At 46.5% G+C, this 20,180-nt stretch carries 22 protein-coding genes and 1 pseudogene; 21 read left to right on the forward strand and 2 right to left on the reverse strand.

The features are described from left to right. From ACMP1L_RS10220 to ACMP1L_RS10245, 6 genes and pseudogenes are all read left to right on the forward strand, one after another. Window positions 1–463: pseudogene (locus tag ACMP1L_RS10220) on the forward strand (DUF3849 domain-containing protein); the annotation flags it as partial. Continuing rightward, complete coding sequence (locus ACMP1L_RS10225) at window positions 460–693, forward strand: transposon-transfer assisting family protein (RefSeq protein WP_418452952.1); 234 nt, start codon at window positions 460–462, stop codon at window positions 691–693. The pseudogene ACMP1L_RS10220 and the gene ACMP1L_RS10225, both read left to right, overlap by 4 nt. After that, window positions 690–1,496 carry a YodL domain-containing protein gene (locus tag ACMP1L_RS10230; RefSeq protein WP_418452953.1) on the forward strand — a complete coding sequence of 269 codons (807 nt, stop codon included), beginning with the start codon at window positions 690–692 and terminating at the stop codon, window positions 1,494–1,496. The genes ACMP1L_RS10225 and ACMP1L_RS10230 overlap by 4 nt, the downstream gene beginning before the upstream one ends. Window positions 1,497–1,700: 204 nt before the next feature. Further along, the gene (locus tag ACMP1L_RS10235) at window positions 1,701–3,101 is read left to right on the forward strand and encodes an AAA family ATPase (protein ID WP_418452954.1); all 1,401 of its coding nucleotides are present in this window, start codon (window positions 1,701–1,703) and stop codon (window positions 3,099–3,101) included. Then, the gene (locus ACMP1L_RS10240) at window positions 3,088–3,795 is read left to right on the forward strand and encodes a hypothetical protein (RefSeq protein ID WP_418452955.1); all 708 of its coding nucleotides are present in this window, start codon (window positions 3,088–3,090) and stop codon (window positions 3,793–3,795) included. The genes ACMP1L_RS10235 and ACMP1L_RS10240 overlap by 14 nt, the downstream gene beginning before the upstream one ends. 58 nt (window positions 3,796–3,853) lie before the next feature. Continuing rightward, window positions 3,854–4,414 (forward strand): hypothetical protein, encoded by a 561-nt coding sequence (locus ACMP1L_RS10245; RefSeq protein WP_418452956.1) that lies wholly within the window; start codon window positions 3,854–3,856, stop codon window positions 4,412–4,414. Between the two features lie 79 nt (window positions 4,415–4,493). Here ACMP1L_RS10245 and ACMP1L_RS10250 read toward each other — a convergent pair whose 3' ends face one another. Continuing rightward, a complete protein-coding gene (locus tag ACMP1L_RS10250) occupies window positions 4,494–5,060 on the reverse strand; it encodes a hypothetical protein (protein ID WP_418452957.1) in 567 nt (188 codons plus the stop codon). 53 nt (window positions 5,061–5,113) lie between these two features. On the opposite strand from ACMP1L_RS10250, the gene ACMP1L_RS10255 reads away from it, so the two are divergent. The 5 genes from ACMP1L_RS10255 to ACMP1L_RS14085 all read left to right on the forward strand — a co-directional run bounded on the left by ACMP1L_RS10255 (window position 5,114) and on the right by ACMP1L_RS14085 (window position 8,738). Continuing rightward, window positions 5,114–6,133, forward strand: a complete 1,020-nt coding sequence (locus tag ACMP1L_RS10255) for a glycosyltransferase family 2 protein (RefSeq protein WP_418452958.1) — start codon at window positions 5,114–5,116, stop codon at window positions 6,131–6,133. 523 nt (window positions 6,134–6,656) lie between these two features. Then, on the forward strand, window positions 6,657–7,559 hold the full coding sequence (locus ACMP1L_RS10260) for a sugar phosphate nucleotidyltransferase (RefSeq protein ID WP_418452959.1): 903 nt from the start codon (window positions 6,657–6,659) through the stop codon (window positions 7,557–7,559). 3 nt (window positions 7,560–7,562) lie between these two features. Then, on the forward strand, window positions 7,563–8,177 hold the full coding sequence (locus ACMP1L_RS10265; RefSeq protein WP_418452960.1) for a VanZ family protein: 615 nt from the start codon (window positions 7,563–7,565) through the stop codon (window positions 8,175–8,177). Between the two features lie 231 nt (window positions 8,178–8,408). Further along, a complete protein-coding gene (locus ACMP1L_RS14080; protein WP_475544540.1) occupies window positions 8,409–8,594 on the forward strand; it encodes a hypothetical protein in 186 nt (61 codons plus the stop codon). 3 nt (window positions 8,595–8,597) lie between these two features. Then, window positions 8,598–8,738: a hypothetical protein gene (locus ACMP1L_RS14085; protein ID WP_475544541.1), complete on the forward strand. Its 141-nt coding sequence runs from the start codon at window positions 8,598–8,600 to the stop codon at window positions 8,736–8,738. A gap of 71 nt (window positions 8,739–8,809) precedes the next feature. Here ACMP1L_RS14085 and ACMP1L_RS10275 read toward each other — a convergent pair whose 3' ends face one another. Then, on the reverse strand, window positions 8,810–9,382 hold the full coding sequence (locus ACMP1L_RS10275) for an ImmA/IrrE family metallo-endopeptidase (protein ID WP_418452961.1): 573 nt from the start codon (window positions 9,380–9,382) through the stop codon (window positions 8,810–8,812). A gap of 94 nt (window positions 9,383–9,476) precedes the next feature. Between ACMP1L_RS10275 and ACMP1L_RS10280 the strand changes: the two genes are divergently transcribed. The 10 genes from ACMP1L_RS10280 (at window position 9,477) to ACMP1L_RS10325 (ending at window position 20,045) form a co-directional block, all read left to right on the forward strand. Then, the gene (locus ACMP1L_RS10280) at window positions 9,477–10,379 is read left to right on the forward strand and encodes a nucleotidyltransferase family protein (RefSeq protein ID WP_418452962.1); all 903 of its coding nucleotides are present in this window, start codon (window positions 9,477–9,479) and stop codon (window positions 10,377–10,379) included. A gap of 279 nt (window positions 10,380–10,658) precedes the next feature. Then, the gene (gene gloA2, locus ACMP1L_RS10285; RefSeq protein ID WP_118509634.1) at window positions 10,659–11,042 is read left to right on the forward strand and encodes an SMU1112c/YaeR family gloxylase I-like metalloprotein; all 384 of its coding nucleotides are present in this window, start codon (window positions 10,659–10,661) and stop codon (window positions 11,040–11,042) included. 13 nt (window positions 11,043–11,055) lie between these two features. Next, complete coding sequence (locus ACMP1L_RS10290; RefSeq protein WP_418452963.1) at window positions 11,056–11,571, forward strand: GNAT family N-acetyltransferase; 516 nt, start codon at window positions 11,056–11,058, stop codon at window positions 11,569–11,571. A gap of 3 nt (window positions 11,572–11,574) precedes the next feature. Next, entirely contained in the window at window positions 11,575–12,366 is a 792-nt protein-coding gene (locus ACMP1L_RS10295; protein ID WP_418452964.1) for a hypothetical protein, read from the forward strand. A gap of 134 nt (window positions 12,367–12,500) precedes the next feature. Continuing rightward, complete coding sequence (locus ACMP1L_RS10300; RefSeq protein ID WP_207665284.1) at window positions 12,501–12,662, forward strand: hypothetical protein; 162 nt, start codon at window positions 12,501–12,503, stop codon at window positions 12,660–12,662. 34 nt (window positions 12,663–12,696) lie between these two features. Further along, window positions 12,697–13,266 carry a VanZ family protein gene (locus tag ACMP1L_RS10305; protein WP_418452965.1) on the forward strand — a complete coding sequence of 190 codons (570 nt, stop codon included), beginning with the start codon at window positions 12,697–12,699 and terminating at the stop codon, window positions 13,264–13,266. A 115-nt stretch (window positions 13,267–13,381) separates the two neighbouring features. Next, window positions 13,382–13,864: an S-ribosylhomocysteine lyase gene (locus tag ACMP1L_RS10310; protein ID WP_418452966.1), complete on the forward strand. Its 483-nt coding sequence runs from the start codon at window positions 13,382–13,384 to the stop codon at window positions 13,862–13,864. Window positions 13,865–13,881: 17 nt separating this feature from the next. Further along, complete coding sequence (locus tag ACMP1L_RS10315) at window positions 13,882–15,606, forward strand: EAL domain-containing protein (protein WP_418452967.1); 1,725 nt, start codon at window positions 13,882–13,884, stop codon at window positions 15,604–15,606. Beyond that, window positions 15,599–16,120 (forward strand): sigma-70 domain-containing protein, encoded by a 522-nt coding sequence (locus ACMP1L_RS10320; protein ID WP_118731600.1) that lies wholly within the window; start codon window positions 15,599–15,601, stop codon window positions 16,118–16,120. The genes ACMP1L_RS10315 and ACMP1L_RS10320 overlap by 8 nt, the downstream gene beginning before the upstream one ends. Before the next feature lie 160 nt (window positions 16,121–16,280). Further along, entirely contained in the window at window positions 16,281–20,045 is a 3,765-nt protein-coding gene (locus tag ACMP1L_RS10325) for a phosphoribosylformylglycinamidine synthase (protein ID WP_418452968.1), read from the forward strand. Window positions 20,046–20,180: the final 135 nt, after the last annotated feature.

Raw genomic sequence — 20,180 nt, forward strand, 5'->3', positions numbered from 1 at the left:
AGAAAGACCTGCGCCGGAAGAAACGCTCAGCTTTTATGTTGCGGAGTGTTTGGAGTTTACGTTTGCGGGAGAGTTTCACGACCATCTGACCATGGAAGAAGCCTTGGAAGCCTATGACAAGATTCCGTCCGAACGGATGAATGCTGACAAGTGCATTGGATTCTGCATCGAGGAAGATGGTGGCTTTGTTGGAATGTATGAGCTGGTCGTGAACGATAAAGTGCAGCGCGAGAACATCAATTCCATCAACTACTTCAGGGATGATAAGCTGGTGCAGCAGGCTATCTCTGATATGGAAAAGCTGATGGCGGCACGGCAGCAGAGTAAAGAGCAGGAACGCGGCAGTACGAAAAAGTCTGTTCTGGATGCCCTGCGCAGTCTGAAAGCCAAGAAACAGGAGCAGCCTGCACAGAATCAGCCTAAACCGCAGAAAAGCAAAAAGAGGGGAGATATTGAGTTATGAGCAATGTGCATTTTGATGAACTGGAATTGATGCTGATGGCGATGTTTGAGCAGCCGACACTCAAAGATACGATTCAGGTGTTGCTGGAAGTTCAGCCGCTTGTAGCAGAGGATGCAGAGATGTCTGCGCTTGTCCAGCAGACCATCCCGAAGATGCAGCGGTTGAATGAGCAGCAGTTCAAGGGTTTGGAACTGGAATGGCATAGGCCGGAGGATGATGCAGGAAAATGAGTTCAGATATATTTGTGATTTACCAGATCGACAATTCCGAGAAAAATCGTGAGTATCGCTGCCGCAGCTATGAATACCAGATTCAGCATGGCTTTATGATAACCGCAGACAATTATGGCACGGGCTATTCTGGTACGGCTACGCGAGGAATGGGCGCGGAAGCGATTCGTGAAAAGATGGAAAGCATTAACCCGGACAAATTCAAAATTAGAAAATTTGGGGTCAGTGATGTGATTGGATTGACTGAGGCAGGCAAAACCTCTTTTTTCTATGTTGATAAGGATAGGCTGGTGAGATTCAACGGCTTTTTCCCAAAGCCCCAGAGTGGCACATACCTGATTCTTGATGAGGGCGGCTATCAGGTGGCAGGACAAAAAGGCACATGGATGGTATCGGATGAAGTAGAGGTCGATGGTCAGCGGTTTGTTCAGATGAGAAGTGAACAAACAAAAAATTCGCCGCCGAGCATTATTCTTCACGAGAGTGGAGCCTTTGTGACGCAGACAGCTTTAGGTTTCGATGGAGAAGCTACCAGAAAGATGCGTGCTTTCCTGCAGGGCCCAAAGCCTGAACTGCTGCACCATCAGAAGTTCTTTGAAAACGGTACAGCGGAACGCGCCAAAGAATCCGGCACAGAGCAAAACTACAATATGATAGATGGCTGCGTCAACAATGTACCGAAAAAGCCCCGGCGCATTGGCGGCAGGTGGTCGGTGCTTGATCGGCTGCATATTAAGCAGGCTGAGCGGCGACAAAAAGACAATGCGCCGCAGCAGGAACAGGAAAGAAGCCGAAAAAACTAACAATAAGTGTTTTCAAAGAGGTGGCTCCAAAAAGGGGCCACCTTTTTACTTTAGAATGAATAGACATCAAGCTAAATGTACAAGATATTTGTAAAGCAAAAGAAAAAATAGAACGAATAAAAACGATAAAAATGTATCGAATGTACTTTTCTATTGACAAAAACACACGAGATGATATAATGAAATAGAAAGGGAGGGGTTTCAATGAAACATAACATCGTGCGAATCAATAAAATTGTGCTGAACAATTTTAAAAATGTGAAAAAGGGCATTGTTGAAATGCCTGCATACAGTGGAAAAGAACTGTTTTCAGAAAAGGCGGATGTTTTGGGTCTGTATGGACAGAACGGATCAGGAAAGACATCTGTTGTTGAGGCTCTTCGCTTTGTAAAAACACTTTTGAGCGGAGAAAAACTCCCTGCTGATGCGAAAGAGTACATTGCGCAAGGCGAAGAAGAGTGTGAAATTGATGTGAGCTTTTCTGTAGCTGAGGAAGTACAGAAAGAAACTGTAAACTACAGTGTGGCTTTAAAAAAAGATGCGGATGGATTTGTGATTTCACATGAACGCATGACGGTTGTTCCGAGAAAAGAGAGCATCCGTGCTGTTGAATCCACCTTGATTGATTATCAGTATGATAATGAGGATGTTACGTTTGCACCAGAGTATCGTTATAAGAAGCTGGTTGCAAATGATAAGAAGGTGCGGGTTGCCCTGAATGTTGCACAGGCAATCTCGATCAAATCCCATCAGTCTTTTATTTTCGGAGAAGAGGGATACCGGGTGTTTTCTCAGTGCAAAGAAGATGTAATGGGAGAATACAGCGGTCTTTTTGCAATATTACAAAAGTATGCTCTGGTGAATTTGTTCGTGATCAACAACGAACACTCTGGCCCAATCAGTATGAATCTGGTACTGCCTGTTGCATTTTATCTGAGGGATGGAGAGCATATTACAACGGGAGATTTGCCCATACGGATTGACGAACCGTCCGTTGTTACCAAAAGACAGTTTCAGCTTGCGCAGACAATTATTGATGGTATGAACATTGTACTGAAAAATGTTATCCCAGGCATGGAAGTAGAGGTTCATAACTTCGGAGAGCAGCTGTTGGACAATGGAGATACTGGGTATAAAATTGAATTATTGTCTAAACGCGGAGATATTTCCATTCCGCTTAAATATGAATCAGAGGGTATCGTAAAAATTGTTTCTTTCTTAAATGTTCTGATTTGCGTTTATAACAATCCATCTATGTGTCTGGTAATCGATGAATTGGATTCCGGGGTGTTTGAGTATCTTCTCGGAGAATTACTAGCGGTTTTTTCTGATGGAGGAAAGGGACAACTGATTTTTACCTCACACAATCTGAGGGCATTGGAGATGCTTGGAAAGAAGAGCATCCTATTCTCGACGACAAATCCCTGCAACCGATATATCCGCCTGCAGAATGTGCAGACCAACAATAATCTTCGTGACCTGTATTTGCGCAGTCTGACGCTAGGAGGCCAGAAAGAAGAAATGTACGAAGAAACGGATAGTGTGGCGATTGGTCGCGCCTTCCGTCGTGCAGGAAAGGCGGTGGAAGCTCATGTCGAAAGCTAAGAAAGTTATCTTCGTTATTGTGGAAGGCCCGACCGACGAGGATGCACTTAGTTCTGTGCTAAAACAAATTTTTTCATCTGCAGAAGTTCATTTCCATGTGATTCATGGAGATATTACAACGGAAGATGCGATTACTGCAAATAATGCGAAAAGTTATGTAGCAAAGCGAATTGCAGCGGAGATGAAGAAGTACGCATATAAAGAAAGCGATATTTTGCAGATTGTTCATTTGATAGATACGGACGGTGCGTTTATTCCTGACAATTTGGTAAAGACCAGAACGGAAAAAGGCATTCAGTATTTTGAGGATCACATTGAAACGGGCGAGGTCAAGTATATTCAGGAACGGAATCAAAAGAAAAGCAGTGTAGTGGCTTCTTTGTGCTCTACTGGAAAAATGAAGTCGAGTATCCCTTATTCAATTTACTATTTCTCAAGAAATATGGAACACGTTCTGCATAATGTGGCAACTGAACTGACAGACGATCAAAAAGTAGAACTGGCCGATGCTTTTGCAGACAGGTATGAAGAGAACCCAATGGATTTCGTTGCCTTCATAGAGTCTGAGGAAGTGGCTGTTCCCGGAGGCTATACACAGACATGGACGTTTATTCGAGAGGGAACTAATTCACTGAATCGCCATAGCAATCTTCGGATTCTTTTTGAACAGGAAAATTTGAAAAGCACAGATTAAAAATGGCATCGTTATAAAGCAGGGATGAGCTACTTCTTGTTAAAAGGGTGTTGTTGCAATGAATGCAAAAAGCTGCGTAGAGTTTGTTCTTCAAGCTATGAATAATGTTGATGACGAATACTTAAATGTTAAAATAGCAGTGGATTATGTGGGACACAAGGAAATAAAAAGAAGGGAAAGAGTTTATGCCTATGAGCTTTATCATCAAATGAGATTGATACAAGAGCAGAAATTCGGAAGTGAGTTTACTATAAATGGTGAGATAGATAAAAGTGGACACAAGATTATTAAAGAACCATTTAACCCTGATTTTGTGATTCATCAGCAAGGTAAGATGGGTGAAAATTTCTGTGTGGTTGAATTGAAGACAATAAATAAGAAAAGTGGCATTCAAAAGGATTTTCATACGATAACCTGTATGATGCACTGCTATCGGTACAAAATTGGGATTTTTGCGATCGCGGGAGTTTTGCTATCTGATATAAAATCTATATTAGTAGAAGTTTGGAATACACAGGAACATCTTCAAGAGCATGGTGAGAAAATTTATGTGATTGCACAAGATGATAATGGAAAACTCTGTGCAAAGAATATGGCCAATATTATACATAGTGTGTAAGAAATAGCCAGCGTGTTGTGTGGAATGTACCACATGATACGCTGGCTGTTTTTGCTTGTGTCCGGTTTAGAAAGACTGATTAGAGAGAAGGCTCGTGTTTGCGAGTATGTTGCTGTTCTCGCTGCTGAATTTGCGCATTACCAAGAATGCTGTCAACATTGGCGCATACAGTCTGGAGTTCCCTGTGGTAATCTTTGAAATAGTGGTATGTGTCATACTGCGCATCTTTCTGAATGGTAAGCTGCTCCTTTTCAGCCCGGAGGTCTTTCATGGTAGGGAACTTTCCATCTGGGGAGTGCTGCTTTAGAATGTGGATGGCTTCTTCATATTTGGCAATATCCTCTGCATGAGCCTGACGGACAGATTTCTTATTGCCGGATTTCAAAAAATCACCATAGACTGATTTTGTAGAAAGATACTGTCCTAAATAACGAATCTGTTCATTGACCTTTTTCAATTTGGCTTCGGTGAATTTGGCATCACTTCGAGCTTTCGCCATTTTGGATTGGATGGTGTCAGTGGTATCGGAGAGTTTTTCGTAAGAATCGTATAGGAATAAAATATTATGATTCGAATAAGATGAAAACTCTGGGTCAAACAGCAAAATATGCTGTGGAGAAAGAGAAAAAAGTTGTTCTAAGAGCAATACCTTTTGGGCAGCTTAAAGCAAATCAAATAATGATGTGGGAGGAATGAGATATGCAATTATTGAGTGTTATTGTCCCTGTTTATAACGTTGAAAAGTTTATAAACGACTGTATTGATTCGATTTTAGGACAAAGCTATAAAAATATTGAATTGATTTTAGTCGATGATGGCTCAACCGATTCATCCGGTGAAATATGTGATAAATATTGCAGTGTTGATAAAAGAGTAAAAGTAATCCACCAGAATAATAAAGGCTGCTCAGCAGCAAGAAATGCCGGAATAGCTAACGCAAAAGGAAATTTGATTGCTTTTATGGATGCGGATGATTTATTTGATCAAGATATGTCTGAGTTGCTAATCAAGAATCTTGACATGACAAACTCAGATGTATCAGCGTGTTCTTATGTAAAGGAGTACAATCTTGATAGAGGTAAAATTATTGGATTGCATAAAATAATACCAGACCCGATTGTCTTTATAGGGAAAAGTGCGATATATGAAAGCGTAACACGTAATGAAAAGTCAGTAGAAGGATATCTTTGGAACAAGGTTTGGAAAAGGGAAGTAATTGGAAATCGTTTGTTCCGTGAAGATATTGTAATGTGTGAGGATTCCATTTTTTCGTGGGAGGTTCTAAAATCTGTAAACAGAGTTTGCTACTGCGATTTGCCAATGTATCATTATAGAATTCTTACTACAAGTGCAACAAGGAATTCATCTCTTGAAAAAATGAGTGGGGCGTTAGTATCTTATGAATTGATGCTGGATGATGCGTCACTGCTACCAAAAGATGTGGTGAAAAATTTAGCGATACAATATCTTGGATGGAATTATACAATTTTTCAGCATATGATAAGAGAAAAAGAACGAACCTCCTCTCTTTATGAAAAAGTTAAATCAAACTGTGTCTGTTATCAGGAGTATAGTTGCTACTTAGGACTAGCAGATAGAATAGGAATCAATGCTATAGCAAAACATAATTATACTTGTGCGAAACTTTCAGTGCAAGCCGTTGGAATTATGCAATTAATAAAAAAGAAGATATGCAGAATTGTGAAAAAACAAGTATGATTCTAATATGGTTTTTGCATGAATGTTTGATTGATGAATTTACGGTGAGAAAATCGAGAATAAGGTTATTATCGATGTTATTATAATGAACATATTGTAGGCATAATGAAAGGAATACATAATGATGTCTCATACAATTAACTCTGGGGGGCAAGAAACAGAAATGTTGATTGCTTTAAAATATTTCTAATGGTTTTGATTGTTACTCATCATGGAATAGTGCATGGACTTGGGCTTAAGAACAAAGTTGACGTAACAACGAGTGGACGATTTGAATTGATTGTTTTTTTTTTACCATTATGTTTTTTAGAATCAATAGGTGTTTGTTGGAAATTGTTTTTTATTCTTTTGTATGCTACTCTGCTAAGTTTGACTTGTATGGGAATTGATAGTATTCGTAAAAAAATATATGATTGCGTAAAAATGTATTTGGATGTATTGAGGGCGCAAAGCGTCAAGCATTGTTAGACTATCGAGCTTTTATTAACAGAGAAATATGAAAAAACCTGGAGGAAAAAGAGAGATGAAAACAACATTACTTATTATGGCAGCCGGTATTGGCAGTCGCTTCGGAACAGGAATCAAGCAGTTAGAGCCGGTGGATGATGCTGGACATATTATCATGGACTACTCGATCCATGATGCAATCGAGGCAGGTTTCAATCATGTAGTATTTATTATCCGCAAGGATATCGAAAAGGAATTCAAAGAGGTCATCGGTGATCGCATTGCCTCCATTTGCTCTTCTCATAATGTAACTGTTGACTATGCTTTCCAGGATATTAACGATATTCCGGGTACTCTGCCGGAAGGTCGTACAAAACCTTGGGGAACCGGTCAGGCTGTGCTTGCTGCAAAGAAGGTTCTTGATACACCGTTCATTGTGATCAATGCAGATGATTACTATGGCAAGGAAGGCTTCAAGGCCGTCCATGAGTATCTGGTGAATGGCGGAAAGTCCTGCATGGCGGGTTTTGTGCTGAAGAACACGCTGTCTGATAACGGTGGCGTGACTCGTGGCATCTGCAAGATGGATGAGCAGAACAACCTGACCGAGGTTGTGGAAACCAAGAATATTGTAAAAACTGCAACTGGGGCAGAAGCAGACGGCATGGCTGTGGATGTGAATTCTCTGGTATCCATGAATATGTGGGGCCTGACTCCAGAGTTCTTGGATGTGCTGGAGGAAGGTTTCAAAAAATTCTTCGAGAAAGAGGTTCCGGGCAATCCTCTGAAGGCGGAGTATTTGATTCCTATCTTCATCGGTGAACTGTTGGAACAGGGAAAAATGTCCGTAAAGGTTCTGAGAACCAATGACACTTGGTATGGTATGACATATCATGAGGATGTCGCAGCCGTAAAGGACAGCTTCAAGAAGATGCTGGAAAACGGCGTGTACAAGGCTGACCTGTTCAGTGATTTCTAAACAATGATGAAAGAAACTATTGATTTATTCGGGAAGATCCTCACAAACATCATGACTGTGCTATATGAGCCGTTTGGCTTTTCGCTTCTTCTTTCCTTTTTGGCCATGTTTTTCTATCTGTATGCGTATGAGCCTACCGCAGCAGGCAAAGGATGGAAGAGCGCCATAGTGACTTGGTATCAGAAATTTAAAGAGAGCGTGTTCTTTCGGAAGATGTTCTTACTAGTTTTCGTGACATCGATGATCTTGTTCCGAACGCTACTGAATCGGAACCTGTGGCTAAATCCTCTGTCAAATGTCATGGGTGGCTGGGGCATCTGGGAGACCATGAACGGTGAGCAGAAACTTACAACTGAGTGCATTGAGAACGTGATCATGATGGTGCCGTTCACCAGCATGGTTATATGGACATTTCAAGAGAAAGTGAGCAGTAGCTGGAAGAAGATACTGTGGTATAGCGGAAAGGTAGCGTTCATTTTTTCGATAAGCATTGAGGTGCTACAGCTGTTTTTAAGGCTCGGTACATTCCAACTGTCTGATTTGTTCTATAACACAGTCGGTGGAATGATTGGCGGTTTAATGTACTACGGAATTACGAAGAAAAAAAAGCGTCTGTAAAAGAATAGAATTATGTGGAATATTGGGAGCGGTGGCTCCCGATGCTGCTCGGATAATCACACACCTCTTCGTGGTGAGTAGCAGGCAACGATCTGTGATCGGCAGAGATGTGATAACGAATAAATGTAGAAAAACAAATAGGTGCTATCATTATGGACGATATTATATATTTCATTTATTATCCCACAGTGATATAATTAAACCATCATAACAGGAAAGAGGTTATCACCTATGCCCAGAACCAAAGGTAGCAAGAATAAGCCCAAAACTGTGACTGCTGATTTTGCAACGCAGATTGCGGAAAAGCAGTCCGCGAAGGAAGCACTCACAGCCGAGATTGCATCCATCACCGCCAACATTGACACTTTGAAGGCTGATTTGAAAGCAAAAAAGGCTGCTTTGAGGAAGGCCGAATAAGAAGTGGCCACTCTGGAAGAAAAGAAAGCAAAGGCAGATGCTAAGGCTGCAGAGGAAGCAAAGAAAGCAGAGGCAGAATCTGTTCTGAAAAAGCTGCTTGCTGAAGGCATGAGTGCTGATGAAATCCTCGAAAAACTGAAATAACACGAAAAACCCGTGATGGACAGGCGTAACGCGCCGTTCATTACGGGTTTTAGGGTTATAAGAACATAAGTTCATCCGGCGGCAACATCAAACTGAAAATGTGCAGGAAGGTTGAACTGTTTGATAAACGCGTGGTGCTGGGCGTGATAGTGCCTTAGATCGTATCCCAGATGATGCAACTCAAGAAGTTTCACCATCACCAGATTGAGGTGAATCCGCTTAGCTACAGCAATTTGCGCAGCGTCCAGCCCACGTTTCGTCATTTGATAGACTTCATCACTGTCCAGCATCAGGTGGGATGTGAAAGCGTTATGCTCATAAAGAAGGATGTGCTTATCCTTAATGGTCAGAAATTTGTTCAGAGTATGCAAGTCCATAAGAAGCTGATGCTCCAGATAATGTCCGAGTGCATAGCCGCACACCATCTGCTTTGTCTGTTTGTCCAGCTGGCGATTGATAAGGATCAGTGGTTTATCAAAATAGAGCGAAAGTAAACCCAACATATCTTTAATGCGGGATGTCTCGCTGATGTCCAGACTGCAACTGCGCGCAATCTGTTTGATGTTGCGAGTTCCGGCATTTTGGACAAGTTCGAAACAGAAAAGTAAAAGACGGCGGAGATAGCGAGTGGAAAGTTGCTTCAAATGGTGAGATTGTTACCTGGGGCAATACCTCGGTCAATCAGGTTGTTGAACCGGAAACGATAAACGATTAAAAAATACAAAAGGGGAAATGATTATGGATACGACATTATTGATTATGGCTGCAGGAATCGTCTCCCGCTTCGGCGGCGGCATCAAACAGTTAGAGCCGGTCGACGCAAGCGGTCACATCATCATGGACTACTCTGTCCATGATGCGATCGAGGCGGGCTTTAACCGCGTGGTATTTATTATCCGCAGGGACATTGAGCAGGAGTTCCGTGAGGTGATCGGAGACCGTATTGCGGCAGTCTGTGCGGCACATCAGGTAACCGTAGATTACGCATTCCAGGATATTCACGATATTCCGGGAGAACTTCCGGAAGGCAGAACCAAACCGTGGGGAACCGGTCAGGCAATCCTGGCAGCGAAAAATCTGCTGGATACTCCGTTCGTTGTCATCAACGCAGACGATTACTACGGAAAAGAGGGCTTCCGCATTATTCATGAATATCTGGTACAGGGCGGAACCTCCTGTATGGCAGGCTTTGTGCTGAAGAATACCCTTTCCGATCACGGCGGCGTGACCCGTGGTGTCTGCAAGATGGATGCAGACAATAACCTGACCGAGGTCGATGAGACCAAGAACATTGTAAAGACTGCGGACGGCGCGGAGGCAGACGGAAAAGTGCTTGACTGCAATTCTCTGGTTTCCATGAATATGTGGGGACTGACACCGGACTTTTTAAAACAGCTGGAGCAGGGCTTTGAGGAGTTCTTTGAGAAAACTGTTCCGGAGAATCCGCTGAAATCCGAATACCTGATTCCAATCTATATCGGAGAACTGCTGGAAAAGGGCGAGATCTCCGTAAAAGTCCTTCCGACCAACGACACCTGGTACGGCATGACCTATAAAGAGGATGTGGCACTGGTGAAGGAAAGCTTCCGGAAAATGCTGGAGGCGGGTGTGTATAACGCTGATTTATTTGCAGACTTATGATGTACTGGGAGAGGATGTTCACAGTGTGAGAAAAAATGAAGGGAAAATAAACTGAAATAGAGGTGAGAGAACGTAAGAAGGCTGAAGCCGAAGCAGTGCTGAAGAAGCTGCTGGCAAGCGGCATGAGTGCGGATGAAATCCTCGAAAAACTGAAATAAAATCGACCGTGTGGACAAACTGAACTCCAGGAGTTCACACGGTGTTTTTTGAAGGTTGCCGTATAGTTTATAACGAAAATAAAAGAAGAACAAAAATAAAAGAAATGGAGTGTGACACAAAATGAACTTATCCAAAATACATCATATTGCAATCATTGTATCTGACTATGAAGCAGCTAAGGATTTCTATGTAAACAAGTTGGGATTCTCTGTCATTAGAGAAAACTACCGTCCGGAGCGAAAGGACTGGAAGCTGGATCTTCGTGTCAATGAATACACAGAACTGGAGATTTTCGCTGAGGAAAATCCTCCGAAGCGTGTGAACCGCCCGGAGGCCTGTGGTCTGCGTCACCTTGCGTTCTGCGTGGATAGCGTGGAACAGACAGTGAATGAGCTGGCGGAGGTGGGAATTGAATGTGAGCCGATTCGGGTTGACGATTACACCGGCAAGAAGATGACTTTCTTCCATGATCCGGATGGACTGCCGTTGGAGCTGCATGAGTAAAGGGGTGGACAAAATGATATTCCGTAAGGCAGAAAAAGTAGATTTTTACAAAATAAGATCCCTGTACTGGAACTTGATCGACCAAGACCAGGATGACCCGTCATTTCCACATTGGAAGAAAGGAATCCACCCATCTGATGAGATGATACTGGACAGCATCGATAAGGGAGACCTGTATGTGCTGGCAGATGGTGAGGAAATCGCAGCGTGTGTCATAGCAAACGATGAAAAGGTCGAAGGGTATGCAGATGCTCCGTGGCAGGTTGATTCGGATGATATAATTGTTCTTCATGTTTTGGCAGTTCATCCGGATCATCGTGGAAAAGGACTGGCGCGGAGATTAGTAGAGAATGTGATTGAACAGGAAAGAAAAGCTGGCAAGATGGCATTGCGACTTGATGTGATCGAGAACAACACAACGGCCGAAAGGCTGTATCAGAAACTGGGCTTTCGATATATTCATACCAAGACCCTTTATTATGATGTGGTCGGAGAGATGACGTTCAAATTGTATGAACTGGTGCTGTGAGCTATGGGAGAGAAAAGAACATATAAAGCCAGAAAGCCTGGCGGCGGCCGAAAAAAACAAAAGCCGGAGTATGATGCCGGGGAGAATCTGAAAGAACAGATGGATGCGGCTGTGGCGCTTTATGAGAAGGACTGCTCCCTCCGAGCCATTGCAGATGTGCTAACTCTGAATCCAATCAAAGTAAGAAAGCTGCTCATTACGGCCGGTGTCTATCAATCGGAAGCAGCGGAGAAGGTACAGGATACCTTTGAGGAGTATCGAGAAACACAGAACTATAAAGAAGCAATCCGCTCAACCGCAAATATTATGAATCTTTCTAAAGCTTCTGTTACCTCGTACCTACCATATCAGAAAGGCGTGTACTTTTCGAGTACAGCAGAAAAAGAGAAGATTAGTGTTGGAGCAGAGCGGCAGCGGAGATACAGAGCAATAAGAAAACTGAGATCAGAGCCAACAGAGGAGCACCTGTGGGAGACGGTCTTGCTGTATTCGGGTGTGCGTTTTACAACCTATTCCGGCTTACCCTTTACCTATGAAATACGGAAGGGTCGGAATGGACAATACACAAAAGAGCTGTGGATCGACCGCCGGGAGAACAGTAAAAGCCTGGCGTGGAGTTCGGTGCTGCTGGCACTACGGAATATGAAAAAGGTGGGAGAGGTGGTAGACCGCCCGAAAGCGCTGGGGGATATCCGGGGAGTGACTTACATCTACGGGATGTTCTATCGGTTCGGACTGATCGATGTGCCGGACAAGGTAAAAGAGAAGATTGGGCATCCCTATATTATAACTTAAAATGCTCGAAGCAATAAATGACGCAATTAAAATATCGTCATTCATCTGCATAATTATGCCTTTTCAGTTGAGAATACAGGCCTGCGCTGTTACAATTTCAGCATATTATCATAAATTTTGTGAGGTGTTCGGTCATGGAAAATATGACGATGATTCAGGAAAAACGGAAAAAAATGAGAAGTCAGCTGGAGGAAGCATACAGGCAGCAGGATGAAGAGAGGGTTGTGGATGTGGCAAAGGGCCTGAGCGCACTGGCCGGAGAAATCTTAAGAGGTCATGCGGACTCCGGCAGATAGAGCATGAGAGTTTGTGCTTCGATTGGAGAATAGAATGTTTTTTGATGTTTTGCGTTGTATTATCATAGATTTCTTTGAGCCGGTTTCCTATTTACTGCTTATTTTCGCTGCGGGCGTGCTGGCAGCGGGATTTTTCCTGGGGATCCGGAGGGTGACAGGATGGAGGATCCGGTTTCAGATTTCAGCAAATGGTCTGTGCCGGGTCCTTTTGCTGGTGTATCTGCTGGTTTTGCTGCAGACGGCTCTTTTTTCCCGGGAGCCGGGCAGCCGCTATTCCCTGGACCTTACCCTGTTTGAGACCTGGGGCCGCTCGGCAGTCAGCCGTGCATATTTTATCGAAAATATCCTGATGTACCTGCCTTTCGGAATCCTGGCGCCTGCCTGCTTTCGGAAGCTGGAACGGCCCTGGGTCTGTGTGCTGACGGCATTTGCAAGCTCAGTGCTTCTGGAATGGATCCAGCTGCTTACCCATCGGGGGTATTGTCAGCTGGATGATGTGGTCACGAATACGGCGGGAGCGCTGGTGGGCTGGTGTCTCTGGAGGCTGCGAAAGCTTCCGTCCCGTGTAAAAAAAATCAGGAAACAGCATCGGGATTTTTGTTGATTTTACGGCCGGTTTTTATTACAATACATATGCGCCTCTGTGTGTGGCAGATATTGCGTTTTTATCTGCGGGCATGGAGGATCTGCGCTGAGAACATGCATAAGGAGATTGCATCATGGAAAAAATCACAAGTTTTACCATCAATCATTTAAAACTTCTTCCGGGAATTTATGTGTCCAGAAAGGACAAGGCCGGGGATGGCATCATCACGACCTTTGATATTCGCATGACCAGACCCAATTTTGAACCGGTCATGAATACCGCGGAGATTCATACAATAGAGCATCTGGCAGCTACGTTTCTGCGCAATCACGACGGAATTAAGGACCGCGTGATCTATTTTGGCCCAATGGGCTGCCGCACCGGCTTTTATCTTCTGCTGACCGGCGATTACCAGTCCTGCGACATCGTTCCGCTTATGCGGGAAATGTTTGCGTTCATCCGTGATTTTGAGGGCGAGGTGCCGGGAGCCAGCGCAAGGGACTGCGGCAATTACCTCGATATGAACCTTTCCATGGCAAAATGGCTTGCAGACCGTTTCCTGCGGGAGGTAATGGACAACATAGATGACAGCAGGCTGACCTATCCGCAAGATTAAGAAAAGGCTGAGATCGAATGAGAAAAGTAATACGCGGCATATCAAAGAAAACTATCGAATATATCCTTCAGCTGTTCAGCCCGACCATGGATGATTATCCCTATGTGCTGGATCTGAAGGAGGATTCTTTCCTTATAGCTTCCACGGCGGTACAGCGTTTCCGGCTGCCTGCAGATCATTTTTTTAACTCTCGGGAACTGCACCGGCAGTTTGTATATCCGGAGGATCTGCCGGCTTTGTGGGAAGATCTGGACCGGATCCGGTCCGGTGAGAAGAGTGACCACAACATGGATTACCGCTGGCTGGACCGGCATGGAGATCCGGTCTGGATTAACTGCAGGGGTCTGGTGCTTTATGAGCAGGATGGCTCCCCCAGGTATCTGATCGGATGCATCAATGAGATCGGCAAAAAGCAGAAGGCAGATAATGTCAGCGGCCTTCTGGGTGCAGGCGGACTCTGGCAGTATGCCCAGGAGTTTCCGGCTTTTCTTCCGGACGGCTTTGTCATGCGTCTGGGAATGGATGATCTGGGTGTGGTAAACAGCAGCTTTGGCATGAATTTCGGAGATTACCTGTTAAAGGAAACTGCAGATTGCATCCAGAGGGTCATGGAGCCGGAGCAGAGGCTGTTCCGGCTGGTTTCGGACCAGTTCATCATTGCGGACTTAAGCGGGCGGAGCATCCGGGATGCAAAGCAGCTTTATGAACGGATCCGCACGGAAATCAGCAGCTGGGTGGAAGCCCACCAGTATCAGATATTGTTTACGGTATCGGCCGGGATCATCGGGACAGGGGGCCGTGCTAATGATTATGACCAGCTCCTCAAATATCTGGAGTTTGCCCTGAATCAGGCAAAACGGGCCGGAAAGAATGAGTCATATGTGTTCGCGGAGCACGATTATGAGGCCTGGAGGCGTCGCCAGAGGCTGGCAAAGCAGCTTTTATATGCGGTGAACAACGGCTATGAGGGTTTTGAGGTTTATTATCAGCCGGTGATGAATGCCCCGGAGCATCACCTGGTCTCAGCTGAGGCACTGATGCGCTTTTACATTCCGGCTGAGGCAGTCAGTCCACATGACAGCAGTGAGAAGGAGCAGAGGATGGTTTCACCGGCGGAATTCATTCCGATCCTGGAGGAGAGCGGACTCATTATTCCGGCAGGACGGTGGCTGCTCCACAAAGCAGCTGCGGATTGCAAAAAATGGCAGAAGGATTGCCCTGGTATGCGGGTACAGGTGAATGTATCTTATGTTCAGGTGGCAAAGGCCAATGTACTTCGGGAGGTCCGGGAGGCGCTGGAAGAATCCGGGCTTCCGGCAGAGTGCATGGGCGTGGAGCTGACAGAGAGCGGCTATCTGGATCCGGGCGGGCATTTCCGGAAGGTATGGCAGGGCTTAAAGGCTCTTGGCGTGAAGGTGCTTCTGGATGATTTCGGAACCAGATATTCCAACTTCCACTGTCTGGGAGACCTGACACCGAATGGACTTAAGATTGACCGGTCCTTCACCCGGAAGGCTCTGGCTGATTCCTATGAGTTCAATCTGTTGGCCCAGATGATCCAGATGTCTAAGCGTCTTGGGATCTATGTATGTATTGAAGGGATTGAGACCCAAGAAGAGCTGGAGCGGATACTTATGCTGGAGCCGGACCGCATTCAGGGATATTATTTCAGCCGTCCGCTGCCGGAGGAATTGTTTCGCAAAAAGTTTATCAGACAAAAGGAGATGTCGGGCAATGCATGATGATGTATACCAGTTATATTTAGATGAGATCGCAGCCATCCGTCCTATGGACACAGAGGAGGAAAGCCTGCTTTTAGAAAAGCTTAAGAGTGGAGACACCACGGTCCGCACTCGTCTGATGGAGGGCTATCTTCCGTTTATCGCGGAGACTGCAAAGGCTTACGCGGACCAGGGCCTTCCGATGGGAGATCTGGTGCAGGAGGCGAACATGGCGCTGATCATGGCGGCCGACCAGTACCGGGAGGGCGATTTCAAAAGCCAGGTCAAAGCCCTTGCGGATGAGATGATCCGGGCAGCCCTTGAGGAGCAGGGACTTGAGACTAAGGTGGAAGAGGAGATGCTTGCCCGCGTGAATGTCTTAAAAGAGGTTTCAAAGCGCATGGCCGAGGAGCTTGGACGGGAGGCTACGGTAGCGGAGCTTGCGGAAAAGATGAAGATGACCGAGGATGAGATCAGGGACATCATGAAGCTGACCCTGGACGCCATGAGTGTCAGCCCGGATGCGGAAGTGTAGTCTTACAGGATATAATTGATTAGCTACAATGATAAATGCCATAAGATATATTAATTTTATTTATAATATATCTTGTGGTATTATTTATTTGAATGAGATTTATCAGTCTCTGTTATGAATCGCAAACAAAAAAGGAGAAATACAGTACAGGAGGAACCACATGAGTGTAAAACGCGTGTATGTAGAGAAAAAACCGGAGTTTGCCGTAAAGGCCGGAGAACTTCGCGAGGAGATCGGCAGCTATCTGAGCATAGACACCGTGACAGGGGTCCGTGTATTGATCCGCTACGATATTGAAAATCTGTCTGAGGAGACCTATAAGCAGGCGCTCGTTACCATTTTTTCCGAGCCGCCGGTAGACTATGTATATGAAGAGGACTTCCCGAAGGAAGAGGGCGATACCGTATTTTCCGTAGAGTACCTGCCAGGCCAGTTCGACCAGAGAGCAGACTCCGCAGAGCAGTGCGTGAAGCTGTTAAAGGAGACCGAGGAGCCGGTCATCAGAACTGCGACCACCTATGTGCTTTCCGGTAAGCTGACTGAGGAGCAGACTGCTGCCATCAAGGCATTCTGCATCAACCCGGTCGATTCCCGTGAGGCAGGAAGCAGGAAGCCGCAGACTCTGGTGACGGTATTTGAGACCCCGGCAGATGTAGCTTCCTTCGAGGGCTTTACTGATTTTGATACTGCGCAGTTAAAGGAGCTTTACGATTCCTTAAACCTGGCTATGACCTTCCGTGACTTTGAGCATATCCAGAAATACTATGCAGGGGAGGAACATCGTGACCCGACCGTGACCGAGATCCGGGTGCTGGATACCTACTGGTCTGATCACTGCCGTCACACCACCTTCTCCACGGAATTAAAGGACGTGACCATCACCGACGGAGATTACAAGGCTCCGATCGAGGCTACCTATAAAAATTACCTGGCTGACCGCGAGGTGCTCTACAAGGGCCGTGATGACAAATTTGTCTGCCTGATGGATCTGGCACTGCTTGCCATGAAGAAGCTGCGTGCAGAGGGCAAGCTTGAGGATCTGGAGGTATCTGACGAGATCAATGCCTGCAGTATTGTAGTTCCGGTTGAGATTGACGGCGTGACCGAGGAGTGGCTGGTTAACTTCAAGAACGAGACCCACAACCACCCGACTGAGATTGAGCCTTTCGGTGGTGCCGCAACCTGTCTGGGCGGCGCTATCCGTGACCCGCTTTCCGGCCGTACCTATGTATACCAGGCTATGCGCGTGACCGGTGCTGCAGATCCGACCCGCCCGCTGTCTGAGACCTTAAAGGGCAAGCTGCCGCAGAGAAAGCTGGTCAACAGCGCGGCAAATGGCTACAGCTCCTACGGCAACCAGATCGGTCTTGCCACCGGCTATGTAAAAGAAATCTATCATCCGGATTATGTCGCAAAGCGTATGGAGATCGGTGCTGTCATGGGCGCTGCTCCGAGAAAATACGTGAAGCGTCTGAATTCTGACCCGGGCGATATCATCGTTCTGTTAGGAGGCCGTACCGGCCGTGACGGTATTGGCGGTGCTACCGGCTCCTCCAAGGTACATACCGAGGCTTCCATTGAGGTCTGCGGTGCAGAGGTCCAGAAGGGTAATGCTCCGACTGAGCGCAAGATCCAGCGTATGTTCCGCCGTCCGGAGGTCAGTGAGATCATTAAAAAGTGCAACGACTTTGGTGCGGGCGGTGTTTCTGTAGCGATCGGTGAGCTCGCGGCAGGCCTGCAGATCGATCTGGACAAGGTTCCGAAGAAGTATGCCGGCCTGGACGGTACCGAGATTGCTATCTCCGAGTCCCAGGAGCGTATGGCTGTGGTCCTGGATCCGTCTGACGTAGACAAATTCCTGGGCTTTGCTGCCGAGGAAAACCTGGAGGCTATCCCGGTTGCAGTGGTTACCAGTGAGCCGCGCCTTGTCATGAACTGGAGAGGCAAGACCATCGTAGATGTAAGCCGCGCGTTCCTGGACACCAACGGTGCCCATCAGGAGGCAAAGGTTGTTTTGGAGACTCCGGTCAAAGAGGGCAATCCGTTTGTTAAGAAAGAAGTAGCAGATGTGAAGGCCACCTGGCTGAACGTCTTATCCGACTTAAATGTATGTTCCCAGAAGGGTCTGGTGGAGCGTTTTGACGGCTCCATCGGCGCAGGCAGCGTATTTATGCCGTTTGGCGGCAAGTACCAGCTGACCGAGACCCAGACTATGGTTGCGAAGCTTCCGGTACTGAAGGGAAAAACCGATACCGTTACCATGATGAGCTACGGCTATGATCCGTATCTGTCCAGCTGGAGCCCGTATCACGGTTCTGTTTATGCCGTGCTTTCTTCCGTAGCGAAGATCGTGGCAAGCGGCGGTGATTTCAGAAAGATCCGCTTCACCTTCCAGGAGTACTTCAAGCGCATGACTGAGGATCCGACCCGCTGGGGCGCTCCGTTTGCAGCCCTGCTTGGTGCTTACAACGCACAGCTTGGCTTCGGCCTTCCGTCCATCGGCGGCAAGGACAGCATGTCCGGTACCTTCAACGATGAGAAGCACGGAGAGATCAACGTTCCGCCGACTCTGGTTTCCTTTGCGGTGGATGTGGACCATTATCCGAATATCATCACTCCGGAGTTTAAGAAGCCAGGCAGCAAGATCGTTGTATTCCAGATCGAAAAAGACCAGTATGACCTGCCGGATTACGCGCAGATCATGGATGGCTATGAGAAATTAAACGCAGATATCAAGGCTGGACGCATTCTTTCCGCTTATGCGGTAGAGGGGCACGGACTGGCTGAGGCTGTCAGCAAGATGGCCTTTGGCAACAAGCTTGGCGTGAAGATCGAGCATAACGTAGATCCGAGAGATTTCTTTGCCGCAGGCTGGGGCAATATCGTCTGCGAGGTTCCGGACGGCAAGGTGAGTGAGCTTTCCATCCGCTATACCGTGATTGGTGAGGTGACCGACAAGGCAGTCTTCGAGTACGGCCCGGTATCCATTTCCATGGATGAGGCCTTAGGCTCCTGGACTAAGACCCTGGAGAATGTATTCCCGACCACCTCCGGTGTAAAGCAGACTGAGGTGAAGTCTGAGCTGTTTAAGGCAGACAAGCTCTATGTATGCAGCCACAAGCTGGCACAGCCGACTGTATTCATTCCGGTATTCCCGGGCACCAACTGTGAGTACGACAGCACAAAGGCCTTTGAGCGTGCCGGCGCAAAGGTTGTAACGAAGGTATTTAAGAACTTAAGCGCGGAGGATATCCGTGATTCCGTAGAGGAATATAAGAAGGAGATCGCGAAAGCCCAGATCGTGATGTTCCCGGGCGGCTTCTCTGCCGGCGATGAGCCGGAGGGCAGCGCGAAGTTCTTCGCGACGGTATTCCGCAACGCAGTCATCCGTGAGGAGATCGAGAAGCTCTTAAACGAGCGTGACGGTCTGATGCTCGGTATCTGCAACGGCTTCCAGGCTCTCATCAAGCTTGGCCTGGTTCCGGAGGGACGTATCTGTGAGCAGACCGCTGAGTCTCCGACTCTGGCCATGAACACCATCGGACGCCATATTTCCAAAATGGTATACACCAAGGTTGTCACCAACAAGTCCCCGTGGCTTGCCGGCGCTGAGCTTGGCGGCGTATACTGCAATCCGGCATCTCACGGTGAGGGCCGTTTCGTCGCAAACGATGAGTGGTTAAAGAAGCTGGCAGCAAACGGCCAGATCGCTACCCAGTACGTGGATGAAAACGGAAACGCTACCATGGATGAGTTCTGGAACCCGAACGGCTCTTATATGGCTATCGAGGGCATTACCAGCCCGGATGGACGTATCCTGGGTAAGATGGCTCATTCTGAGCGCCGCGGTGAGGCGGTAGCCATGAACATCTACGGTGAGCAGGATATGAAGATCTTTGAGAGCGGCGTGAAGTATTTTAAGTAATAAGCGATAGATCCTGACGGGGTGCAGCATAGATGGCGGCGCCCCGTTTTTCGGTTTGTCGGGTATTGACAGAAAGTGCGATTTAAAGTATTATTTGGAATAACTGCCCCGGAAAGATCCGGGAACATTATGAGG

It is taken from the genome of Ventrimonas sp. (assembly GCF_048380235.1).
Lineage (GTDB): Bacteria > Bacillota > Clostridia > Lachnospirales > Lachnospiraceae > Brotaphodocola.

What these genes read in the sequence shown, in the direction of transcription:
- ACMP1L_RS10225 (WP_418452952.1), top strand. Translation starts at nt 460, where the DNA reads ATGAGCAATGTGCATTTTGATGAACTGGAATTGATGCTGATGGCGATG.
- ACMP1L_RS10230 (WP_418452953.1), top strand. Translation starts at nt 690, where the DNA reads ATGAGTTCAGATATATTTGTGATTTACCAGATCGACAATTCCGAGAAA.
- ACMP1L_RS10235 (WP_418452954.1), top strand. Translation starts at nt 1,701, where the DNA reads ATGAAACATAACATCGTGCGAATCAATAAAATTGTGCTGAACAATTTT.
- ACMP1L_RS10240 (WP_418452955.1), top strand. Translation starts at nt 3,088, where the DNA reads ATGTCGAAAGCTAAGAAAGTTATCTTCGTTATTGTGGAAGGCCCGACC.
- ACMP1L_RS10245 (WP_418452956.1), top strand. Translation starts at nt 3,854, where the DNA reads ATGAATGCAAAAAGCTGCGTAGAGTTTGTTCTTCAAGCTATGAATAAT.
- ACMP1L_RS10255 (WP_418452958.1), top strand. Translation starts at nt 5,114, where the DNA reads ATGCAATTATTGAGTGTTATTGTCCCTGTTTATAACGTTGAAAAGTTT.
- ACMP1L_RS10260 (WP_418452959.1), top strand. Translation starts at nt 6,657, where the DNA reads ATGAAAACAACATTACTTATTATGGCAGCCGGTATTGGCAGTCGCTTC.
- ACMP1L_RS10265 (WP_418452960.1), top strand. Translation starts at nt 7,563, where the DNA reads ATGATGAAAGAAACTATTGATTTATTCGGGAAGATCCTCACAAACATC.
- ACMP1L_RS14080 (WP_475544540.1), top strand. Translation starts at nt 8,409, where the DNA reads ATGCCCAGAACCAAAGGTAGCAAGAATAAGCCCAAAACTGTGACTGCT.
- ACMP1L_RS10280 (WP_418452962.1), top strand. Translation starts at nt 9,477, where the DNA reads ATGGATACGACATTATTGATTATGGCTGCAGGAATCGTCTCCCGCTTC.
- gloA2 (WP_118509634.1), top strand. Translation starts at nt 10,659, where the DNA reads ATGAACTTATCCAAAATACATCATATTGCAATCATTGTATCTGACTAT.
- ACMP1L_RS10290 (WP_418452963.1), top strand. Translation starts at nt 11,056, where the DNA reads ATGATATTCCGTAAGGCAGAAAAAGTAGATTTTTACAAAATAAGATCC.
- ACMP1L_RS10295 (WP_418452964.1), top strand. Translation starts at nt 11,575, where the DNA reads ATGGGAGAGAAAAGAACATATAAAGCCAGAAAGCCTGGCGGCGGCCGA.
- ACMP1L_RS10300 (WP_207665284.1), top strand. Translation starts at nt 12,501, where the DNA reads ATGGAAAATATGACGATGATTCAGGAAAAACGGAAAAAAATGAGAAGT.
- ACMP1L_RS10305 (WP_418452965.1), top strand. Translation starts at nt 12,697, where the DNA reads ATGTTTTTTGATGTTTTGCGTTGTATTATCATAGATTTCTTTGAGCCG.
- ACMP1L_RS10310 (WP_418452966.1), top strand. Translation starts at nt 13,382, where the DNA reads ATGGAAAAAATCACAAGTTTTACCATCAATCATTTAAAACTTCTTCCG.
- ACMP1L_RS10315 (WP_418452967.1), top strand. Translation starts at nt 13,882, where the DNA reads ATGAGAAAAGTAATACGCGGCATATCAAAGAAAACTATCGAATATATC.
- ACMP1L_RS10320 (WP_118731600.1), top strand. Translation starts at nt 15,599, where the DNA reads ATGCATGATGATGTATACCAGTTATATTTAGATGAGATCGCAGCCATC.
- ACMP1L_RS10325 (WP_418452968.1), top strand. Translation starts at nt 16,281, where the DNA reads ATGAGTGTAAAACGCGTGTATGTAGAGAAAAAACCGGAGTTTGCCGTA.